Source organism: Luteimonas notoginsengisoli, from assembly GCF_042648885.1.
Lineage (GTDB): Bacteria > Pseudomonadota > Gammaproteobacteria > Xanthomonadales > Xanthomonadaceae > Luteimonas > Luteimonas notoginsengisoli.
The window spans coordinates 702,222-721,167 of the sequence record NZ_JBHRYF010000001.1; the positions used below are offsets into that span (position 1 = coordinate 702,222).

13 protein-coding genes are annotated in these 18,946 nt (G+C 68.9%); 8 read left to right on the forward strand and 5 right to left on the reverse strand.

Annotated elements, in window-relative coordinates; genetic code table 11:
• The first annotated feature begins 37 nt into the window (after positions 1-37).
• The 5 genes from ACFOM9_RS03335 (at position 38) to rlmH (ending at position 3,639) form a co-directional block, all read left to right on the forward strand.
• The gene (locus tag ACFOM9_RS03335; RefSeq protein WP_386706159.1) at positions 38-661 is read left to right on the forward strand and encodes an LPS-assembly lipoprotein LptE; all 624 of its coding nucleotides are present in this window, start codon (positions 38-40) and stop codon (positions 659-661) included.
• Between the two features lie 34 nt (positions 662-695).
• On the forward strand, positions 696-1,736 hold the full coding sequence (gene holA, locus ACFOM9_RS03340; protein ID WP_386706161.1) for a DNA polymerase III subunit delta: 1,041 nt from the start codon (positions 696-698) through the stop codon (positions 1,734-1,736).
• 98 nt (positions 1,737-1,834) lie between these two features.
• Positions 1,835-2,548: a nicotinate-nucleotide adenylyltransferase gene (gene nadD, locus ACFOM9_RS03345; RefSeq protein WP_386706163.1), complete on the forward strand. Its 714-nt coding sequence runs from the start codon at positions 1,835-1,837 to the stop codon at positions 2,546-2,548.
• A 33-nt stretch (positions 2,549-2,581) separates the two neighbouring features.
• Positions 2,582-2,998 (forward strand): ribosome silencing factor, encoded by a 417-nt coding sequence (gene rsfS, locus ACFOM9_RS03350; protein ID WP_386706165.1) that lies wholly within the window; start codon positions 2,582-2,584, stop codon positions 2,996-2,998.
• Between the two features lie 170 nt (positions 2,999-3,168).
• Entirely contained in the window at positions 3,169-3,639 is a 471-nt protein-coding gene (gene rlmH, locus ACFOM9_RS03355) for a 23S rRNA (pseudouridine(1915)-N(3))-methyltransferase RlmH (RefSeq protein WP_386706167.1), read from the forward strand.
• Positions 3,640-3,892: 253 nt separating this feature from the next.
• Here rlmH and ACFOM9_RS03360 read toward each other — a convergent pair whose 3' ends face one another.
• The 5 genes from ACFOM9_RS03360 to ACFOM9_RS03380 form a co-directional block, all read right to left on the reverse strand.
• Entirely contained in the window at positions 3,893-4,567 is a 675-nt protein-coding gene (locus ACFOM9_RS03360; RefSeq protein ID WP_386706169.1) for an energy transducer TonB, read from the reverse strand.
• Positions 4,568-4,804: 237 nt separating this feature from the next.
• Positions 4,805-6,376, reverse strand: coding sequence for a tetratricopeptide repeat-containing sulfotransferase family protein (locus ACFOM9_RS03365; RefSeq protein ID WP_386706171.1), 1,572 nt, complete (start codon positions 6,374-6,376; stop codon positions 4,805-4,807).
• A complete protein-coding gene (locus tag ACFOM9_RS03370; RefSeq protein ID WP_386706173.1) occupies positions 6,373-7,965 on the reverse strand; it encodes a tetratricopeptide repeat-containing sulfotransferase family protein in 1,593 nt (530 codons plus the stop codon). Before ACFOM9_RS03370 ends, ACFOM9_RS03365 begins: the two co-directional genes overlap by 4 nt.
• A gap of 105 nt (positions 7,966-8,070) precedes the next feature.
• Entirely contained in the window at positions 8,071-11,091 is a 3,021-nt protein-coding gene (locus ACFOM9_RS03375; protein ID WP_386706175.1) for a TonB-dependent receptor, read from the reverse strand.
• Between the two features lie 642 nt (positions 11,092-11,733).
• Positions 11,734-12,480, reverse strand: a complete 747-nt coding sequence (locus ACFOM9_RS03380) for an SIMPL domain-containing protein (RefSeq protein ID WP_386706176.1) — start codon at positions 12,478-12,480, stop codon at positions 11,734-11,736.
• Between the two features lie 122 nt (positions 12,481-12,602).
• On the opposite strand from ACFOM9_RS03380, the gene ACFOM9_RS03385 reads away from it, so the two are divergent.
• From ACFOM9_RS03385 to ACFOM9_RS03395, 3 genes are all read left to right on the forward strand, one after another.
• Positions 12,603-13,202 carry a Maf family protein gene (locus ACFOM9_RS03385; RefSeq protein WP_386706178.1) on the forward strand — a complete coding sequence of 200 codons (600 nt, stop codon included), beginning with the start codon at positions 12,603-12,605 and terminating at the stop codon, positions 13,200-13,202.
• Positions 13,203-13,302: 100 nt separating this feature from the next.
• Complete coding sequence (rng, locus tag ACFOM9_RS03390) at positions 13,303-14,796, forward strand: ribonuclease G (protein ID WP_386706180.1); 1,494 nt, start codon at positions 13,303-13,305, stop codon at positions 14,794-14,796.
• A gap of 174 nt (positions 14,797-14,970) precedes the next feature.
• A complete protein-coding gene (locus ACFOM9_RS03395; protein ID WP_386706182.1) occupies positions 14,971-18,945 on the forward strand; it encodes a YhdP family protein in 3,975 nt (1,324 codons plus the stop codon).
• Position 18,946 lies beyond the last annotated feature (1 nt).

Sequence of the window (18,946 nt, forward strand, 5' to 3'; positions counted from 1 at the left end):
CTTGCCGGTCCTTGCCCCGTCGTACAGACTTGCCCGCATGACCCGACTGATCGCGCTCCTCGTCCTGGCACTGGGCCTGACCGCCTGCGGCTTCCACCTGCGCAGCGCGCTGACTCTGCCGCCGGACCTGGGGCCGGTGCGCGTGGTCGCCAGGGATCCCTACAGCCCGCTGGCAGAGTCGCTGGCCGTGGCGCTGGAGCAGGCCGGTGCGACCCCGGCGCCCGAAGCCGCCGACGGCGACGTGGCCACGCTGCGCATCCGCCTCGAGAAGTGGGGCTCGACGCCGATCAGCATCGACCAGTTCGGCCGCGCGCAGGAGTACACGCTTCGCTACGCGGTGATGTTCAGCCTCGACAAGGCCGATGGCACCAACGTCGTGCCGCAGCAGACGGTGGAGCTTGCACGCGACTACGTGTCGGTGCCCACGCGTTCGACCGGCACCGAGGGCGAGCGCGAACTGCTGGCCCGCGAGATGCAGAAGGAAATGACCGCGTCGATCCTGCGCCGCATCGATGCCGCCTCGCGCGCGCCGATGCCGATCGGGATGCCGGATGCATCGCCGACGCCTGTCGACGGGACCGTACCGCCCGCAGAGCCCGTCCTGCTCGACGAGCCCGCCGTGCCCGAGGCACCTGCCGCGGAACCGGCGACCACGCCCTGAGCGGCGTGTCGCGCCGGCCGGCATTGGATTCGCGTTGGAACTGACCCCGGAAAGCCTGGTGTCGCGGCTTGCGGGCGAGCCGCTGCGCCCGGTCTACATGATCACCGGCCCGGAACCGCTGCTGGTGCTCGAGGCTGCCGACGCCGTGCGTGCCCATGCGCGAGAGCACGGCTACGCGGAGCGCGAAGTCTTCGACGCCGACGGCCGCGACTTCGACTGGAATACGCTGGCGATGACCTTTCGCGCGCCCAGCCTGTTCTCGGCCCGGCGGCTGATCGAGTTGCGCCTGCCCACCGCCCGGCCGGGCAAGGAAGGCGGCGAACTCATCGTTGACTTCTGCGCGCAGCCGCCCGGCGACATCGCGCTGCTGGTGACCGGCGGCGAATGGAGCAAGAAGCACGGCGGCAAGTGGAGCGAGGCCATCGCGCGCATCGGCTGCCTGGCCGTCGCCAAGCAGATCCGGCCCGACCAGATGCCCGGCTGGGTCGAAACGCGGCTGCGCAAGCGCGGCGTGCAGGCCGACCGTGGCGCGGTCCAGCGGCTGGTCGAGCGGGTTGAAGGCAACCTGCTTGCCGCCGCGCAGGAAATCGACAAGCTGGTGCTGCTCGCCGACGGCAAGCCGATCGACGCCACGCGGATGGAATCGCTGGTGGCCGACGCGGCCCGCTTCGACGTGTTCCGGATGCTCGACGCGGCGCTCAACGGGCAGGGCGCGCGCGCCTCGCGCATGCTCGCCGGCCTGCGCGCCGAAGGCGAGGCGATCCACGCGCTGATGGGCATGGTGGTCAAGGAACTGCTCACGGTGGCGGCATTGGCCCGGGTGCAGGCGCGCAACGGCAACCTCGCCGCCGAGTTCAAGGCGCAGCGGGTGTGGGATTCGAAACAGGCCACCTACCGGCGCGCGCTGCAGCGCCACGCGGCGCCGCACTGGGAGCGCTTCGTCGCCGAGGCGGGCCGGGTCGACCGGATCGCCAAGGGTCGCGGGCAGGGCGACGCCTGGCAGGTGCTGGAACGGCTGCTGCTGGTGGTCGCCGACGCGAAGGCGCGGCCTTTGCTGGCGGGCGCTGCAGGCTAGGCCTCAGGGCCGGGCAATGCGCAGTGGCGAGCGGGACGCCCGCTTTGGAACCCGTCCAACTGCGCCCTCGGCCCCGGGCGGGCGGTTAGTCTGACGGCATGGTCCCCAATTCCCATCCCCCCATCGCCGGCCTCCAGGTCCTGATCTTCTACGGCGGCACTTTCGATCCCGTCCATGATGGGCACCTCGCCATTGCGCGCGCGGCGCGCGACACGCTCGACGCGGCCATCCGGATGATGCCGGCCGCCGATCCCCCGCATCGCAGCCCGCCCGGGGCGACCGCGACGCAGCGCGCCGAGATGCTCGACCTGGCCGTCGTCGGCGAACGCGACCTGTGCGTCGACCGCCGCGAGCTGCGCCGCGAAGGCCGCAGCTACAGCATCGACACGCTGCTCGAGCTGCGCGCCGAACATGGCGCGGATGCGCCGATCGCACTGCTGGTGGGCGCCGACAGCTTCGTCGGCCTGCCCGACTGGCACCGGTGGCGCGAACTGTTCGACCAGGCCCATTTCGTCGTCGCCGAACGCCCGGGCAGCCCGCTCGACCAGGACCTGCGCCCGGAACTGGCCGCCGCGCTCGCGGGGCGCTGGCGCGCTTCACCGGCGGCGTTGCGCGATGCGCCGGCCGGTTGCGTGTTCAGGCTGCGCCAGCCGCTGCAGGAGGAGTCGGCGACCGCGATCCGCCAGCGCATCGCCGCGGGCCGTGCCTGGCGTGAGATGGTGCCTGTGGCCGTTGCCGGCTACATCGAGCGGCACGGGTTGTACCTGAATGCGGAAGAGCACGCCGGGCCGCCGGCACGACCTCCTCTATAATCGACCGACGCACGCATCCAGAGCCATGCCCATTTGACCAGTACCGCGCAAGTCATCAAGACCCGTCTTCCCAACCCGCCGCCGTCCGCCGAGGTCCTGCTCGAATCGGTCCAGGCCGCGGTCGCCGAACTCAAGGCCAACGATGTCGTCGAGATCGACGTCCGCGGCAAGACCAGCGTGTGCGACTTCATGGTCGTCGCCTCGGGCACTTCGACCCGGCACGTCAAGGCGATCGCCGACGAAGTCGTGCGCTTCGCCAAGAAGCTCGACTGCCAGCCGCTGGGCGTGGAAGGCGAGCAGGAGGCGGAGTGGGTGCTGGTGGACCTCGGCGACGTCGTCGTCCACGTCATGCTGCCGCGGGTGCGCGAGTTCTACGCGCTCGAGCGCCTGTGGACGGTCGGCGACGAGCCGCCCGGCGACCATGAGTTCGACGCCGACGAGCGTCTTTGAGACCGTCCTGATCGCAGTCGTGGGCCGCGGCGCCAGCCGCGCCCTGCTCCGTGGCGGGTTCCCACGATGCCCGCGCTCGCGAGTCGACAGGCCTGCGCCGTGCGCATCTTCACGGATGATGGGTTGATGCCGAAACGGTCGCCGATGTCGCAACCGCGGATCGCGCGCGGATGAAGGCCCGGCTGGTCGCCGTCGGCGAGCGCCCCCCGCACTGGGTCGCCGAAGGTTACGCGGAATACGAAAAGCGACTTTCGCACTGGCTGCCGCTTGAGCTGGTGGAGATCGCGCCTGGCCTGCGCGGCAAGCATCGCGACGCCGCGCGCGCCACCCATGACGAGGGCGCACGCGTGCTCGGGGCGCTGCCGAAGAATGCGCACGTGGTCGCGCTCGACGGCCGCGGCCGCCCGCACACCTCCGAGCAGCTTGCCGTGCGCATGGAGCACTGGCGCGGCCTCGGGCGCGACCTGGCGTTCCTCGTCGGCGGCCCCGAGGGGCACGCCGCCGAGGTGGTCGCGCGTGCCGACGAGCAATGGTCACTGGGCCCACTGACGCTGCCGCACATGCTGGTTCGGCTGGTACTGGCCGAACAGCTCTATCGCGCCTGCGCGCTGCTGGCCAACCATCCCTACCACCGCGCGTAGTGCAGGCCTTGATTCGCCGCACATCCATGTGCGGCACCCTGCGGGTCTTGCCTGTCGCCTCCGCCGCTACGGCCGGGCCCGAAGCAAGAGCAACACGATTCGTAGGAGCGGCGGGAGGCGCGAACCTTTGCCGTTGCCCTCGTAGGAGCGGCTTCAGCCGCGAGCTCTTGCCACGCGCTGAACATGTCTTCCTGCACGCAAGCCGAAATCAACCGCGCCTCACGACGACTTCGTCCAGCCGCAACGCCTGATCTCAGTCGAGGCTGTACTCGATCGGCACCAGCCCCACTGCCTGCACCGCTTGCCCGTTCCTCATCGCCGGCCGGAACGTCCAGTGTTGCAGCACGTACCTGCGCGCGGCGGCGTCGAGGGCGCGGTGGCCGCTGCTCCGCTCCACGTCGACCCGCAATGGCCGGCCGTCGACATCCACCAGCACCTGCAGCAGTACGGTGCCCTGCAGGCCGGCGACCAGCGCATCGCGCGGATACGGTGGCGACGGCGCCTTCGCGTACTCCAGGCGCATCCCGGCGACCGGACCGGAGGGCGGCGCGATGTCCGCGGCGGCGGTATCGGTCGGCTGTGCCGCGACGTTGTCCGCGGGGAGCGTACCCAGGTCGATGACCACCTGGTCGATCACCGGCCGCACGTCGCGATGCACGGGCGTCGGAAGCGCGGGAGCGACCGGCGTGACAGGCTGGGTGACCGGCACGGGCACCGGCGGGAGCGGAGGAACGATCCTTTCGAAGATCGGGACAACCACCATCGGGCCATCGGCGGGCGGCGCCAGGTCCGGCAAGCCCGCCGGGACCAGCAACACCAGGAAAACGCAGACGTTGAGCGCGATGGCGCCGGCTCCGGCGGCGATGCGGGCGACGTCCAGTCGCGGAACGGAAGCACCAGGAAACACATGCGCGTGTTGAAGCACCATGACCCACCTCCACTGGTTGCGTGACACGATCCACTAACGCGCGTGCAACAGGTGCGGGGTTGAGCCAACCGGCGCACGCGGCACCCGACTCGACTGCGATTCCAAACTGCGCTCCGCGCGCGTGCACGGCAAGTGACGGGCGGATGGCCGGTGCCGGCCGGGGGACCAGTGGCAAGCCAGACAAGTCCACTGCCTCGCGTGCCTGCGACAGACGGCCGAAATCGGCCGCGGGCCGGCTCAGTCCGCCAGCGCCCGGATCAGCGGCTGCAGGTATTCGTGGTACGGCGCCCACTTTGGCTGCTCGCGCACCGTGACGCGGTCGCGGACCTGCACGGCACTGGCGGTGGCCACGCCCCGCGACCGCGCGCGGTGTTCGAGCATCGCCGGATCGAAATCGATGCCGCAGAATGCCGCGACCTCGCGCATCACCGTCTCCGGCTCACGGGTCAGGCGCGCATAGTCCACGTCGAGGATCCGCCCCGGGCAGGCCGCATGCCAGTGCCCCATCAGCCGCCGGTACTGGCGGTAGTACGCGGCCAGTTCGAGCTGGTCGTAGGACCAGGGATTGGCGTCCGAGAACAGCTCGCGCAGGTTCGAAAAACAGGTTTCGACCGGGTCTCGCACCATGTGCAGGATCCGCGCCTGTGGCAGGGCCTGGCAGATGAAGCCGAGGTTGAGGAAGTTGGAAGGCAGCTTGTCGGTGAAGAAAGGTTCGCCATCCAGTCGCCACGCGATCCCCTGCAGATAGCGTCGTCCCGCCTCCGCCAGGTCAGCGCTGGCGGCGCGTTCGACGATCGTCGCATCGATGACGCCACGGCAATGGTGGTCCGTTGCATCGCGCATCGCGCTCGTGAAATCGTAGAGTTCGCCGATTCCGTGCACCTGCGGGGAGCCGTCGAGCAGCTGCTCCAGCAGCGTCGTGCCGGACCGGTGCATTCCGACGATGAAGATCGGCGTAGCGGAGCCTTCGGGAATGGCGCGCGCTGGGCCGGTGTGCGCGGGCAGGGAGCGAAGCGCATCCACGAGCGTGGCGGTTTCTCCGGCTTCGTACTGCAGTGCCGAACGCTTCGCTCGACATGCCATCGACAGCGCCTGCCAGGCTTCGGCGTGTTCGGCACGCTCGTCCAGCGCGCGGTGCAGCGCGAATCCGAGCAAGGCGATGTCGGCCGCCGTCCTCCCGGGCCGCGCGAGCTGGGAACGCATTGCCGACACGTCGCCGGCGCTTGCGAAACCGGGCCCCAGCATCGAACGCAGCCAGTAGCCGTGCGCGATCTCCGGGGCGCGCCGCAGGGCGCGATCGATATCGCGCGATGCTTCGTCGAAGCGTCCGAGGTAGATCAGCACCTGCGCCCGCGCCAGCAGGGTGGGTGGGTAATCGGGGTCTCCGTGCCGCGCCTCGTCCAGGTATTCGATCGCCTGCCCGGGCATGTTCACATAGCTCAGTTGCGCGGCGATCGCGATCAACAGCGGAATGGGAATGTTCGACAGCGGGCCCAGCCGCGCGACGCAGTCCTGCAATTCCGGAAGCGCGTTGAACGTGCGCAATCGCTGCACGAGTTCAGCCAGTACCTTGGGGGCCGCATTGCCAGAACGCGCGGCCCGCACGGCGAAATCGCGCGCCAGCCGATAATGCCCGCAAAGCGAGTGCAGGTAGGACAGTTGCACGAGCGCGGCGGCGTCGTGGGGGCGCAGCTGCAGCGCGGCCTCGCAGGCGGCAATCGCCTGCGGGAACTCGCGCCGGCCGGCATGCGCCTCGGCGGTCGCCAGCAGCGCCGCGAAACTTCCGGCACCCGCACTCGGGCCTTTCACCTAGAACTGCCATCCAGCGCAGCGCGCAGCGGTTCGAGCTGTCGCGCGTAGCGTTTCCAGGCCCCGATACCCCGCCCGTGGATGGGCTCGCGGACCTGGGCGCTGCTCGCAGTGGCGACCGGCGCTTCGTTGCGGGTGATGTCCGCCAGTCCCGGATGTCGGGGGATGCCGAGGAAATCGAGCACCGAGGCGATCGTCGGCTCCGCGTCGCCTACCAGCGACTCGTAGTCGACCACCCTGATGTTCGCCGGCGCAGCTTCGACCCAGTAGCTGATCCATCGGTGAGCCATGTCGACGTGGGCGGCGAGTTCCGCGAATCCGTAGCTGTAGGGATAGGCATTGCCCTGGAAGAGCTCCTTCAGGTTCGAGAAGGCGCTGTCCATCGGGTCGCGTCGCATGACCAGGATCCTGGCCTGCGGCAGGCTTTGCAGGATCAGCGGAATATTGAAGAGGTTGGACGGGTTCTTGTCGACCGCGAGCGCGGTCGCCGAAGCGTGGCGCCGCAATCTTTCCATGTACAGGTGGCCGATCCGGTGATGATCGAGTTCCCGCATCCACTGCGGATCGGCTTCGTTGGCCATGCCGGTGAAGAAGCGGTCGCTCGCTTCGCCGACCGACGCGGCCAGGTCGTTGCGTTCACCGACCGAAGTCACCCATCCGTGGTTGCCGAGGATGCGATCGAGCAGGGTGGTGCCCGTGCGAGGCAGGCCGAGCAGGAAGACCGGCAGCGGCTGCAATACGGCGACGCCGTCAGCGTCCACAGGATGCCAGGCAGGTTGCATCAGGTTCGAGAGCCGCGCCTGCCGCGAAGCCGCATCATCGCGAACGCGGGCATGCATGATGCCGGCACCGCGCGACAACGCCCCCCATGCCTCGTCCGTATCGCCCAGGGCGTCGAGCTCATGGAACAGCGCGTACTGGACATGCGCCTGTTCGAGGCTGTCGACGGGATGGTGATCCGAGGCGACCCTGAGACGAGCGAGGCGTGTTGCGGGTTCGGGCCGCCGAAGGGTCGCGACCGCCCAATGGGCGTCGGCGAAGGTGGGTTGGAGGCGCAGGCTTTGTTCGTAGCTTGCGCTAGCAGTATCGAGCTGGCCGAGGTAGCGCAGCACGTTCCCGCGGGTGAACGTCAGCAGGTGGTTGGGGGGCACGCGCACCTCGACCGCGTCGAGGAAGCGGAGCGCGTCTTCATAGCGGCCGACCAGCCAAAGATGCTGCGCGAGTACCGGCGCCTGCGACAGGACGGCCGGGTCCTGCCAGTCCGCCGAGAGGATGACGGACGCGACTTCGACGTCCTCCGCGAAGTCCAACAGGCGAAGGGTGACATGGGCGAGGTTGCGCGTGCTGGCACCCAGCCGCATCGCGTCCGCGGCCCGCAGCGCGTATCGGTGGGCGGCGCCGTAACGACCGTCGAGCTGTGCGAAGCGGGACAGGCGCAGCAGCGCGGGAACGTGCAGCACTTCAAGCGCGATCAGCGCCTCGTACTCGCCGCGGGCGGCTGGAAAGTCACGCGCAGCTTCGAACTGCTGGCCGCGTTTCCAGTGATCCTCAAGTCGTTGCTGCATGCGAAATATGCCGATGGCGGTCACCGATGACCAAGGATAGCGATTGTCGCCAGCCATGTCGGTGGCCAATAAAATGCCGGCCACCCTGGGGTGGCCGGCCAATGGAGAGAGACTGTTTGCGGTTGCAGGCTAGAAGTCGTACTGCACCATGAAGCGGACGCTGCGTGGCGCCTGCGTGCTGCGCGCCACTCCGTAGGTATCGAGCGGCGTGCCCGTCGCGCCGTCTTCGGCCACGTCGGAGACCGCAGTCACCTTCTGGTTGTCCAGGATGTTGAAGACGTCGATCTTGAACTGCAGGCCTTCGGCCCAGTTCGGGCGGTAGGCGATGTTCAGGTCAATCGAGTTGGTCCAGGGCAAACGTCCGGCCTTGCCTCGCGGCACCGCGATCGCAGGGCCATCCACGCCACCGGCCTCGGTGACGCCGCACCTAAAGAACGACGACCCGTACGGATGGATGCCACCGTTGTACGGATAGAAGACGCCGAGGCAGTTCTTCGGCCGGCCCGACTGCACCAGCAGGTTGGCGCCCATCGACCATTCATCGGTGAACTCGTAGTTGCCGAAGACCTTGAGGCTGTGCCGGCGATCATTCGGCAGGTAGCCGTACGAATCGATCATCAGTTCCTTGTAGTCGAAGTCCTGGGTGACGCTGGTGTCGGCCTGGCCGATGTCGGACTTCACGCCGCCTTCGGTATTGCCCTTGTTCCAGGCCATCGTCCACGAGGCCTGGAAGAAGAACTTCTCCCAGCTCCCGTCCCAGAACAGTTCCAGTGCCTTGTACGTGCGCTTGGCCTTCGGAGAGAGCAGTTCCCCCGGGATCGTGTACTCGGTCAACGTGCCGTCGCCTTCGATGTCGGTCAGGAACACCGCGTCCTCGCCCGGATTGAACATGCGGCAGTAGGGGAAGCCGGCGTTGGGCAGAACTGGATCGAACCCGTCCTCAATGGCCTGGTTGTAGATGGGCGAATAGTCGCAGTTGTCGTCGATGGCGGCCTTCAGCTTCCGATAGATGGCGCGCGCGCCGATGCTCTGGTGGTCCGTCACCTGGCTCTGGAAGCCGAGGATGTACTCATCCTGGTACATCGGATCGAGATTGGTCGCGGCAATGGTGGCCGGGTTCTTCGGCTCGCCGAACTCGCCGTTGATGTAGACCAGGCCGCCCAGGGGTACGAGACCGGTTGGCGCCCCCGTGACCGGGTCGACGCCGGTGAACGTGAAGTTCTGACGGGTATACAGCGAGGCGCTGGCCCCACGAACCGCGACGCTGGGCGTGAGCGGCAGCGCATAGCGGCCGGCGTTGCCGTAGATCTTCAGCGTGGAATCGCCGTTGACGTCCCAGGAGAAGCCCAGACGGGGACCGAACTGGTTTTCGATCTTGACGTAGGCCTCGCCTTCGCCGTTGTAGTTCTCGAACGTGTCCCATCGCCCGCCGAAATAGGCGAGGAAGTTGTCGGTGACGTTCCAGCTGTCCTCGATGTAGTAGGCGTGCTGCTTGAGCTTGACCGTGGAACCCTGGTTGACGATCTGTTCCCGGACGATGTCGAACTCGTCGCCGGTATTCGCAGCACCGTCCGGACCGTTGTTGGTCGAGTAGCGCCACAGCCGGCCGCCCTCGTAAGAGGTACCGGCCACGGATTCGTACTCGTCGCTGTCATAGCCGAAGCGGAGCAGGTGATCGCCCAGGGACCATTCGGCGTCGACGCGGAACTGGTCGCGGGTGTCGCCAGAATCGCGGCGGTCGACCGAATCATTGGTGATGTTGCACAGCGTGCCGTAGCTGCCGGTCAGTTCGGCGCGGTAAGTTGGGCGGGCGTCCGAAACTCGCGGGCAGCCAGTTGCAGGCATGCCAAGATCACCACCGTATTCAACCACCGTCCCGTCCGCGGTTTGCAGGTGCGTCGAGCGCGAGAACTCGCCGTGACCGTAGAGGGCGGACAGGGTGAAGTTGTCGGTCAGGTAGCCGGTGTACTTGCCGATGAAGTTGTCGCCGCCGTTTTCGACGTACTTGGTGCCGATCAGCTCGCCCGTCTCCGGGTCGAGGTAGTCGGTTTCAAATTTCTGGGTGTCGCTGAAGGCGGTGAATTCGAGCTTGTTGCTGTCGTTGATGTTCCAGTCCATCTTCAACAACCACGTCGGGTTCCTCAGTTCCTCGTCACTGGGCTTGTCATCGAAAACCGTGGTGGCCGTCTTGCTTTCGGTACGGCCGTACGACACCAGACCGTAGGCAAAGAGCCTGTCCTGGATCAACGCACCGCTGGCCCAGGCCGAGGTGATCCACTGGTCGGTGGACGCCCGGGAATTGTCCTGGGCCCGCGTTCCGTTCGCATCGTCCAGCGGATTGGCGAAATAGTAGTCAACAGTTTCGGACTGCAGCGAATCAGGCGAATAGAAGACGTTGCCGCCCGCGTGGAACTCGTTCGTTCCTCGCTTGGTGATCTGGTTGACCACGCCGCCGGTCGAGCGACCGAACTCGGCGCCGTAGCCGCCGGTCTTGACCTGCTGCTCCGCGATCGCCTCGAAAGGAATCCGCGAGAAGTTGAGGTTGCGGAACGAGTTGGTGATGTTGAAGCCGTTGACGTAGTACTGGTTCTCCGCTACCGACGAGCCGCCGAAGGACGCGAGGTTGCCGAAGGCGTTGTCGCCGCGGACCGTGCCGGGGGCGAGGAGAGCGACCGAGGTGGTGTCGCGCGGAACCGGGATCTTGGCGATCTGCTCCGCGGTCAGGATCGACGTGGATTCGACCGAGGAGACGTCGATCGGATTGACGATACGGGCGCCGACCACTTGCACCGCGTCCAGCGTGGTTGCGCCGCTGCTAGCCCCGGCGAAGTTCACCGAGGTGCCGGTGCCAACGTTGACGTTGACGCCTTCCCGCACTGCGGCCGCGGAGCCGTCGGAACCCTGCAGGGTGACGGTGTACGTTCCGGTAGCCAGCGACGAGAAGCGATAAGTGCCATCGCTGCCGACGACGACGCTACGGGAAAACCCGGTGGCCGGATTGGTGACCTGGACGGTCGAGCCGGAGTCCGCCTGGCCGAAAATGGCGCCGGACGTATTGGACTGGGCAAAGGCTGCAGTGCTGAAGCACAGCCCAAGTGCCGCACACAGCGCGGTGCGTTGATAGCTCTTTCGATAGCGGTGCTGCTTCAAGGTCTCTCTCCCCTCGGTAAAGCAGTGGAATTGCCCGGCCGGCAAACGACCGGGGGTGGCGGCGGTCGCACATTGGCCCCCCGTTGTGCAACTGCCATTCGGAGTAAATCACGGCTTGGAACGTAAAAAAACAATTAATGACAATTTTTTGCGCAAATCCAGCCAAGAGGCTTGTCCCGCATTGGCAACGGCCGCCGACCTGGACTTTGCGTTGGCGCCGGTCGATTGCAGCCTGATTGCCGGCGCGCATTCATCTCTATCTAGTTGTTTACAAACAGCTTTTCTTGCGTCTCGCAAGCGAATGCCTTGTCCAGCCTGGTTCTGGGCCTGTTCGCTGGCGGCCCATGACAGAACAGCCGCACCTGGCGCCAAAGCTCAAGCCGGCCCAGGTCGGCGCCACGCCGAGCCACCACATGGGTCCGCCGCGGTCGGGCGCCCAAGTCACCGGCATCGCGGGTGCCGGCTGGGTTGATTCCTCGCTCGACGAAAACTCTCACCCCGGGCGCGTACCGGTACAGCAGTCGACGGCGCTTGCGCTTTCCCTTTGGCGACCGCCGCGAAACTGGCGGATCCTGAGGCCACGAAAAAAAGGCGGGCCTTGCGGCCCGCCTTCTTGATGCATGCAGCAGTGGAACCGAGGGCTCAGCGCCCGAGTTCGAACACCACGTCCAGGTTCGCGGTCAGCGTCGTCTCGCCCGGGGAGACCGGCGGCGCGCCCGCGGCATCGAAGGCTTCCGCCTTGGCCATGCGCATCATCATCGGCTGCGGCGGCTGGAAACCGCCGCCTTCGCTGATGCTGACGATGCGGCGCACCTTCAGGTCGAGCGACTTGGCGTACATCTGCGCCCGCTGCCGCGCCTTTTCCAGCGCGGCACGCCGGGCCTCGTCGTAGACGGCTTCGGGCTCGTCGATCTCGAAGCTGGGGCCGTTGACCTGGTTGGCACCGCTGGCGACCAGCGCGTCGAGCACCTCGCCGAGCTTGCCGATCTCGCGCACCTTGATGCTGACCGTATTGCTGGCCTGGTAGCCGGTGATCGCCGGGGGCTGGTTGTCGGTGTACTTGTACTGCGGGCTGACGTTGATGCCGCTGGTCTGGATGTCCTTCTCGGCGATGCCGGCGGCCTTGATCGCCGCCATCACCTGGTTCATCTGCTTCGCGTTGGCGGCCAGCGCGGCATTGGCGTCGGCGGCCTGGGTCACCACGCCCGTCGACAGCGAGGCGACGTCCGGCACGCGGCTGGCCTCGGCGTGGGCGGAAACGGACAGCAGGGTGCCGTCGCTGGTCGTGGAAGCCGGGGTCACGGGGTTCTGGGCACAGGCAGTCATGGTCATGCAGCTCAGGGCAAGGGCGCTGGCGAGCGCGAGGGGGCGCAGGGGGTTGCGAAGCATGGTGGTCTCCATCGTGGAAGCGGATCAGGGTCGGTACCGTCCAGTGAACGGGTCGTGAGCCTGAATGGGGTTAAGACGCGCCGGGCCGGGGTGGTTCGAAGCCTGCAGGTTATCCTTTCGCGATGCTGCATCTTGCCTCGCAATCCCCCCGCCGCCGCGAACTCCTGGGCCGTCTGGGCGTGGAATTCGGTGTCCTGGACATCGACGTGCCCGAGCGGCGCGGTCCCGATGAGGCGCCCGCCGACTACGTGCGCCGGGTGGCCCGCGAGAAGGCGGGAGCCGGCCTGCTGCAGGTGGTCGCGGTGCCGGGCGCGGTGGTGCTCGGGGCCGACACCGAGGTGGTGCTGGGCGACGACGTGTTCGGCAAGCCGCGCGACGGGCGCGATGCGGCAGCGATGCTGCGCCGGCTGTCGGGCCGCACGCACGAGGTGATCTCGGCGGTCTCGCTGGTGTCGGCCGATCGCGAGGCGCAGGCGGTGTCGGTGTCGCAGGTGACGTTCGCCGAACTCACGGATGCCCAGATTGCGGCCTATGTCGCCAGCGGCGAGCCGATGGGCAAGGCCGGCGGCTATGCGATCCAGGGCGGGGCCGAGGCGTTCATCGCGCACTTGTCCGGCAGCCATTCCGGGGTGATGGGATTGCCGATGTACGAGACCGCGCGATTGCTGGCAGGATTCGGCATCGGCGACAGGACGGTGGCCGCCATGGAACCCCAGGGATGAACATGCATGGACGTTGTCCGGGCCCGGATGCCGGCCGCTGCGCCGGCGCGGGCCGGCCGTGGCCGCAGCCCGGGATTCGCGCCGCATGCGCGGTGGCGCCATGACCGAGGAGATCCTGGTCAACGTTACGCCCCGCGAGACCCGCGTGGCCGTGGTCGAGAACGGCATGCTGCAGGAGCTGCACATCGAACGCGGCTGGTCGCGCGGCGTGGTCGGCAACATCTACAAGGGCCGAGTGCAGCGGGTGATGCCGGGCATGCAGGCCGCTTTCGTCGAAATCGGCCTGGATCGCGCGGCGTTCCTGCACGCCAGTGACGTGATGCGGTCGCTGCCGACGCCGGAGACCGCCGGCGATGCGACCGCCGCGCCGCAACCGCCGCCGCCGGTGCCGCCGATCAGCGAACTGCTGCGCGACGGCCAGGAAATCGTGGTGCAGGTGGTCAAGGATCCGATCGGCACCAAGGGCGCGCGGCTGACCATGCAGATCAGCATCCCGTCGCGGTACCTGGTGCTGTTGCCGCAGTCGCGCACCGTCGGCGTGTCGGCGCGGATCGAGGACGAGGCCGAGCGCGCGCGGCTGAAGTCGCTGGTGGGCGAACTGGCGGCGGACGGTCGCCAGCACGGCTACATCGTGCGGACCAACGCAGAAGGACAGCCCTCCGAAGCGCTCGCCGAGGACATCACCTACCTCGGCCGCGCCTGGGCGCTGATCGAGCAGCAGATGCTCGAAGCGCGCGTCGGCACCCGCATCTACGAAGACCTGACCCTGCCGATGCGCGCGGTGCGCGACCTGATGCGGCGCGACGTGGAAAAGGTGAAGGTCGATTCGCGCGAGACCTGCGACCGCCTGCGCACGTTCGCCGCGCAGTACATGCCGGGCCTGGACGAGAAGATCGAACACTATTCCGGCACCCGTCCGGTGTTCGACCTGTACGGCGTCGAGGACGAGATCCAGCGCGCGCTGGAGAAGGAAGTGCCGCTGAAATCGGGCGGCTACCTGGTCATCGACCAGACCGAGGCGATGACCACGGTCGACGTCAACACGGGCTCCTTCCTGGGCCAGCGCAACCTCGAGGAGACGGTCTATCGCACCAACCTGGAGGCCGCGCAGGCGGTGGCGCGCCAGCTGCGCCTGCGCAACCTCGGCGGCATCATCATCATCGACTTCATCGACATGGCCGACGCCGAGCACCGGCGCCAGGTGCTGCGCACGCTGGAGAAATCGCTGGCGCGCGACCACGCCAAGACCACGGTGTACGACTTCTCGCCGCTGGGCCTGGTGGAAATGACCCGCAAGCGCACGGTCGAGAGCCTGCAGCGACAGCTCAGCGAACCCTGCCACGAATGCGGCGGCCGCGGCATGCTCAAGACCGCCGAGACGGTCACCTACGAGATCTTCCGCGAGATCGTCCGCGCCGTGCGCCAGTTCGAGGCCGCGCGGCTGCTGGTCATCGCTTCGCCGAAAGTGGTCGGGCGCATCACCGACGAGGAATCGGCGGCGGTGGCGGAGTTGGAGGAGTTCCTCGGCAAGTCGATCCGCTTCCAGGCCGACGAGCAGTACCTGCAGGAGCAGTTCGATGTCGTGCTGCTTTGAGGACGGCGCCCGGGTCGGGAGGTTGTGCCTTGGACGCAGCGCGCAATCGTGGGCGCGGCCTCGTCCGCGATCGGTCGCAGGCGATCGCGGCCACGGCCGCGATCACGTTGGTCCTTGCATCAGCCCAGCCCACGGCTTGCAGCCCCGGCTTCGCGCGCGCGGAGCGCGCCGCTGATGTCCCCGAGCCTGCAACGGCACCTGCGCCGCGCACGGCGCGGTGCCTGGTACGTGGTGGCCGTGATGCTGGTGGTGATGGCACTGGCGGCCGGCGTGGTCAGCCAGATCCTGCTGCCCTGGGCGGAGCGGCACCCCGAGCGGATTGAAGCCTGGCTCAGCGCGCAGGCCGACCGCAGCGTGCGTTTCGACCGGGTGCAGACGCAATGGACCCGGCGTGGCCCGCTCCTGCGGCTGGACGGCCTGCGCATCGGTGACGGCGCGGACGCGGTGCCGATCGGCGCGGCGGAGGTGCTGGTTTCGCAGTACGCGGGGCTGCTGCCCGGCAGTTCGTTCACCGAGCTGCGGCTGCGCGGACTCGAACTGACCCTGCAGCGCGAAAGCGACGGCCGCTGGCAGGTGCGCGGTCTGCCTGGCGACCAGCGCCCCGGCGGCGATCCGTTCTCCACGCTCGAGGGTCTGGGCGAACTGCAGGTGATCGGCGGCAAGCTGCGCATCCAGGCGCCTGGGCTCGGCATCGACGCCCAGGTGCCGCGAATCGACCTGCGCCTGCGCGTCGACGGCCCGCGCGTGCGCGTCGGCGCGCGCGCGTGGATGCGTGCGGACGCCGCGCCCGTGGAAGCGCGGGTGGATTTCAGCCGTGACGACGGCAATGGTCGTGCCTACGTCGCAGCGAAGCGGGCGCGGCTTTCGGCGTGGTCGCCGCTGCTGCACGCCGCGGGCGTGACCGTCGCCGACGGCAGCGGCAGGGTCGAGGCCTGGGCCACGCTGCGCGGCAACCGGATCGCGGTAGCCACGGCCGATGCCGACCTGCAGGCGCTGCAGCTGCGCGGCGCGCCGATGTTGCCGTCCGCCGCCGCGCCACGGGTCGCGTTCGGCCGCGTGCAGATGCGCGGCCGCTGGCAGCTGGTGGACGGCGGCTGGCGTTTCGATGCGCCGCGGCTGCGCGTGGGCGACGGCCGCGATGCGCAGGTGCTGGACGGCCTGGTGGTCGCGGGTGGGCAGCGCCAGGCGCTGCTGGCGTCGCGCATCGACGCAGGCCCCTTGCTGGCACTGGTCGCGCTCAGTGATCGCGTCGCTCCCGGGCTCCGGCGGTGGCTGCTCGATGGCAAGCCCGATGCGGTGCTGCAGAACGTGTCGCTGGCCGGCGTCCGCGGCGGCGCGCTCAGCGCGCAGGCGCGGGTCGAGGGCCTGCGGTTTTCGGCGCACGGCGATGCGCCCGGGATCAGCGGCCTAGGTGGCCGCCTCGAGGGCGACGCGGACGGGTTCGTGTTCGATTTCGAGCCGGACGCGACGCTGCGATTTGACTGGCCGAGCGGGTTCGGCGCACCGCACGACGTGCACCTGACCGGTCGCGTCGCCGGCTGGCGGGAAGCTGGCGGCTGGCGCGTGGAAACGCCCGCGCTGCGCATCGCCGGCATCGGTTACGGCGCCGACGTGCGCGGCGGGATGACGTTCCAAGGCGACGGCACGCGTCCGCGCATCGACGTGGCGGCACGGGTCGACGACACCCACGTCCCGGTCGCCAAGCGCTTCTGGGTGCGCCACCTGATGTCGCCCGGCACGGTCCATTGGCTCGACACGGCGCTCGTCGGTGGCCGTGTGCTCGACGGGCGCGCGATCGTGTCCGGCGACCTGGACGACTGGCCGTTCCATCCCGGCGCGCAGGGGCGGGGAACCACGGGGGCGAAGGGACGTTTCGAAGCCACCGCGCGGCTTGCGGGCACGGTGGTGAAATTCCAGCCCGACTGGCCCGCGGTCGATCACCTCGACGGCGACGTGAGCTTCATCGGCAACGGCTTCACGGTCCGAGGGCGCGGTGCGATCGCGGGCGTCGCCATTCCGCGCCTGGAAGCGGGGATCGCCGATTTCCACGCCGCGGATCTCGTGGTCGGTGCGGATGCGAAGACCGATGCGGCGAAACTGCTTGCGCTGCTGCAGCACAGCCCACTGCGGCGGCAGCATGCCGAGACGCTCGACAACCTCACCGCCCGCGGCCCGGCAACGGCGAGCCTCGCGCTCGACCTGCCGCTGCACCACGACGCGCCGGCGCCGAAGATCGACGGCCGGGTCGAGCTGGCCGGCGTCCGCCTCGGCGAGAAGCGCTGGAAACTGTCCTTCGAACAGGTGCGTGGCGAGGTGGCGTACGACCACGAAGGCTTCACCGCCGACGGGCTGCGCGCCACCCATCTCGGTCAACCCGGCCGCCTGGCGCTGCGGGCCGGGGTGGGCCATGTGCGCGATCGCGACCAGGCTTTCGAGGCCGAGGTCGCCGCCTCGCTCGACGCCCACGAACTGCTCGACCACGCGCCGGAAATGGCCTGGCTCAAGCCCTACGTCAGCGGTCGTTCGCCGTGGACGGTGGCGCTGGCGATCGCGCGCGTCGCACCCGCGAACGGGACCGAGCCGCCGATGCGCCTGAGCCTGCAGTCGAACCTGGAAGGCACCCGGCTCGGCTTGCCCGAGCCGATGGACAAACCGGCGGCGGCCGCGCTGCCAACGACGGTAGACACCACCCTGCCGCTGGGCAGCGGCGACATCGCGGTGGCCTTCGGCCAGCGCCTGGCGTTGCGGGCACGCAGCGCGGGCGATCAGACCGGCGTGCGCGTCGTGCTCGGCAGCGGCCGCGTCGAACAGGCGCCGCCCGCGTCAGGCCTGGTTGCCACCGGCCGCACCGCGACGCTCGATGCGATCGACTGGATGGCGCTGACCACCGGCGGCAGCGGGCAGTCGCTGCCGCTGCGGCGCATCGATGTGCTCGCCGAGCGCCTGTCGCTGCTAGGCGGCAGTTTCCCGAATACCCGCCTGCGCGCGCAGCCGTCGCCAGTCGGCACGGCGGTCCATCTCGAAGGTCCTCGGCTTGCCGGCAGCCTGTCGATCCCGCGTGCCGCGCGCGCGCCGGTGACGGGCCGCTTCTCGCGCGTGTTCTGGCAGTCGGCAAGGCGCGGGGCATCGGCCGTGCCAGCCGGGGCCGAGGCACCGGGCTCGGCAGCGCCGGCGTCCGTCTCCGCAGCGCCGGCACGGGCGCCCGCACCGCCGCGAGGCGACGACATCGATCCAGCCAACGTGCCGCCGCTGGACATCGGCATCGACGCGCTGCATTTCGGCGAGGCGGCGCTGGGCAGCGCGGAGCTGCGCACGCGTCCGGTCAACGGCGGGCTGCGCATCGAACGCGTGCAGACGCGCTCGAAAACGCAGCGCATCGATGTCAGCGGCGACTGGCTGGGCCGCGGCGCCAGCGCGCGCACGCGCCTGGAGGTCGACGTGCACAGCGAGGATTTCGGCGCGTTGCTCGCCGGGTTCGGCTACGGCGGCCGCGTCGCCGGCGGCGACGGCGATGCGCACCTCTCCGCGACCTGGCCGGGCAGCCCCGCAGGATTCCGGCTGGCCGACCTGCAGGGCAAGCTGCAGCTGGCGGCCAGGGACGGGCGGCTGGTGGAAGTCGAACCGGGTGCCGGGCGCGTGCTCGGCCTGCTCAGCGTGGCCGAACTGCCGCGCCGCCTGATGCTGGATTTCCGCGACTTGTTCTCCAAGGGCTTCGCGTTCAATCGCATCGGCGGCAGCGTCGAGTTCGACAACGGGCAGGCGCGCAGCGACGACATGAACATCGACGGCCCGGCGGCCGAGATCCGCATCCGCGGCAGCGCCGACCTGCGTGCGCAGACCTTCGACCAGCACATCGAGGTGCTGCCCCGGTCCGGCAACCTGCTGACGGTGGCGGGCGCGCTTGCGGGCGGCCCGGTCGGCGCCGCGGTCGGCGCGCTGACCAACGCGGTGCTGCGCAAGCCGCTGGGCGAGATGGGCGCGAAAAGCTATCGCGTGACCGGGCCGTGGAAGGATCCCAAGGTCGAAGTGTCCGGGCGCGAGCAACCATCGGCAGCGCCGGCCCGGCCACCCGCGCAGCCCTCGCCCGGCGAGACACCCGAAGCGCCCGGGTTGCCAAACGACGCCCCGGCCCCAAACTCGAAGCCATGAC

Coding starts and splice junctions, on each gene's coding strand:
- ACFOM9_RS03380 (WP_386706176.1), bottom strand. CDS start 12,480: ATGCTTCGCAACCCCCTGCGCCCCCTCGCGCTCGCCAGCGCCCTTGCC.
- ACFOM9_RS03335 (WP_386706159.1), top strand. CDS start 38: ATGACCCGACTGATCGCGCTCCTCGTCCTGGCACTGGGCCTGACCGCC.
- nadD (WP_386706163.1), top strand. CDS start 1,835: ATGGTCCCCAATTCCCATCCCCCCATCGCCGGCCTCCAGGTCCTGATC.
- ACFOM9_RS03360 (WP_386706169.1), bottom strand. CDS start 4,567: ATGGTGCTTCAACACGCGCATGTGTTTCCTGGTGCTTCCGTTCCGCGA.
- ACFOM9_RS03395 (WP_386706182.1), top strand. CDS start 14,971: ATGTCCCCGAGCCTGCAACGGCACCTGCGCCGCGCACGGCGCGGTGCC.
- rlmH (WP_386706167.1), top strand. CDS start 3,169: ATGAAGGCCCGGCTGGTCGCCGTCGGCGAGCGCCCCCCGCACTGGGTC.
- rng (WP_386706180.1), top strand. CDS start 13,303: ATGACCGAGGAGATCCTGGTCAACGTTACGCCCCGCGAGACCCGCGTG.
- ACFOM9_RS03385 (WP_386706178.1), top strand. CDS start 12,603: ATGCTGCATCTTGCCTCGCAATCCCCCCGCCGCCGCGAACTCCTGGGC.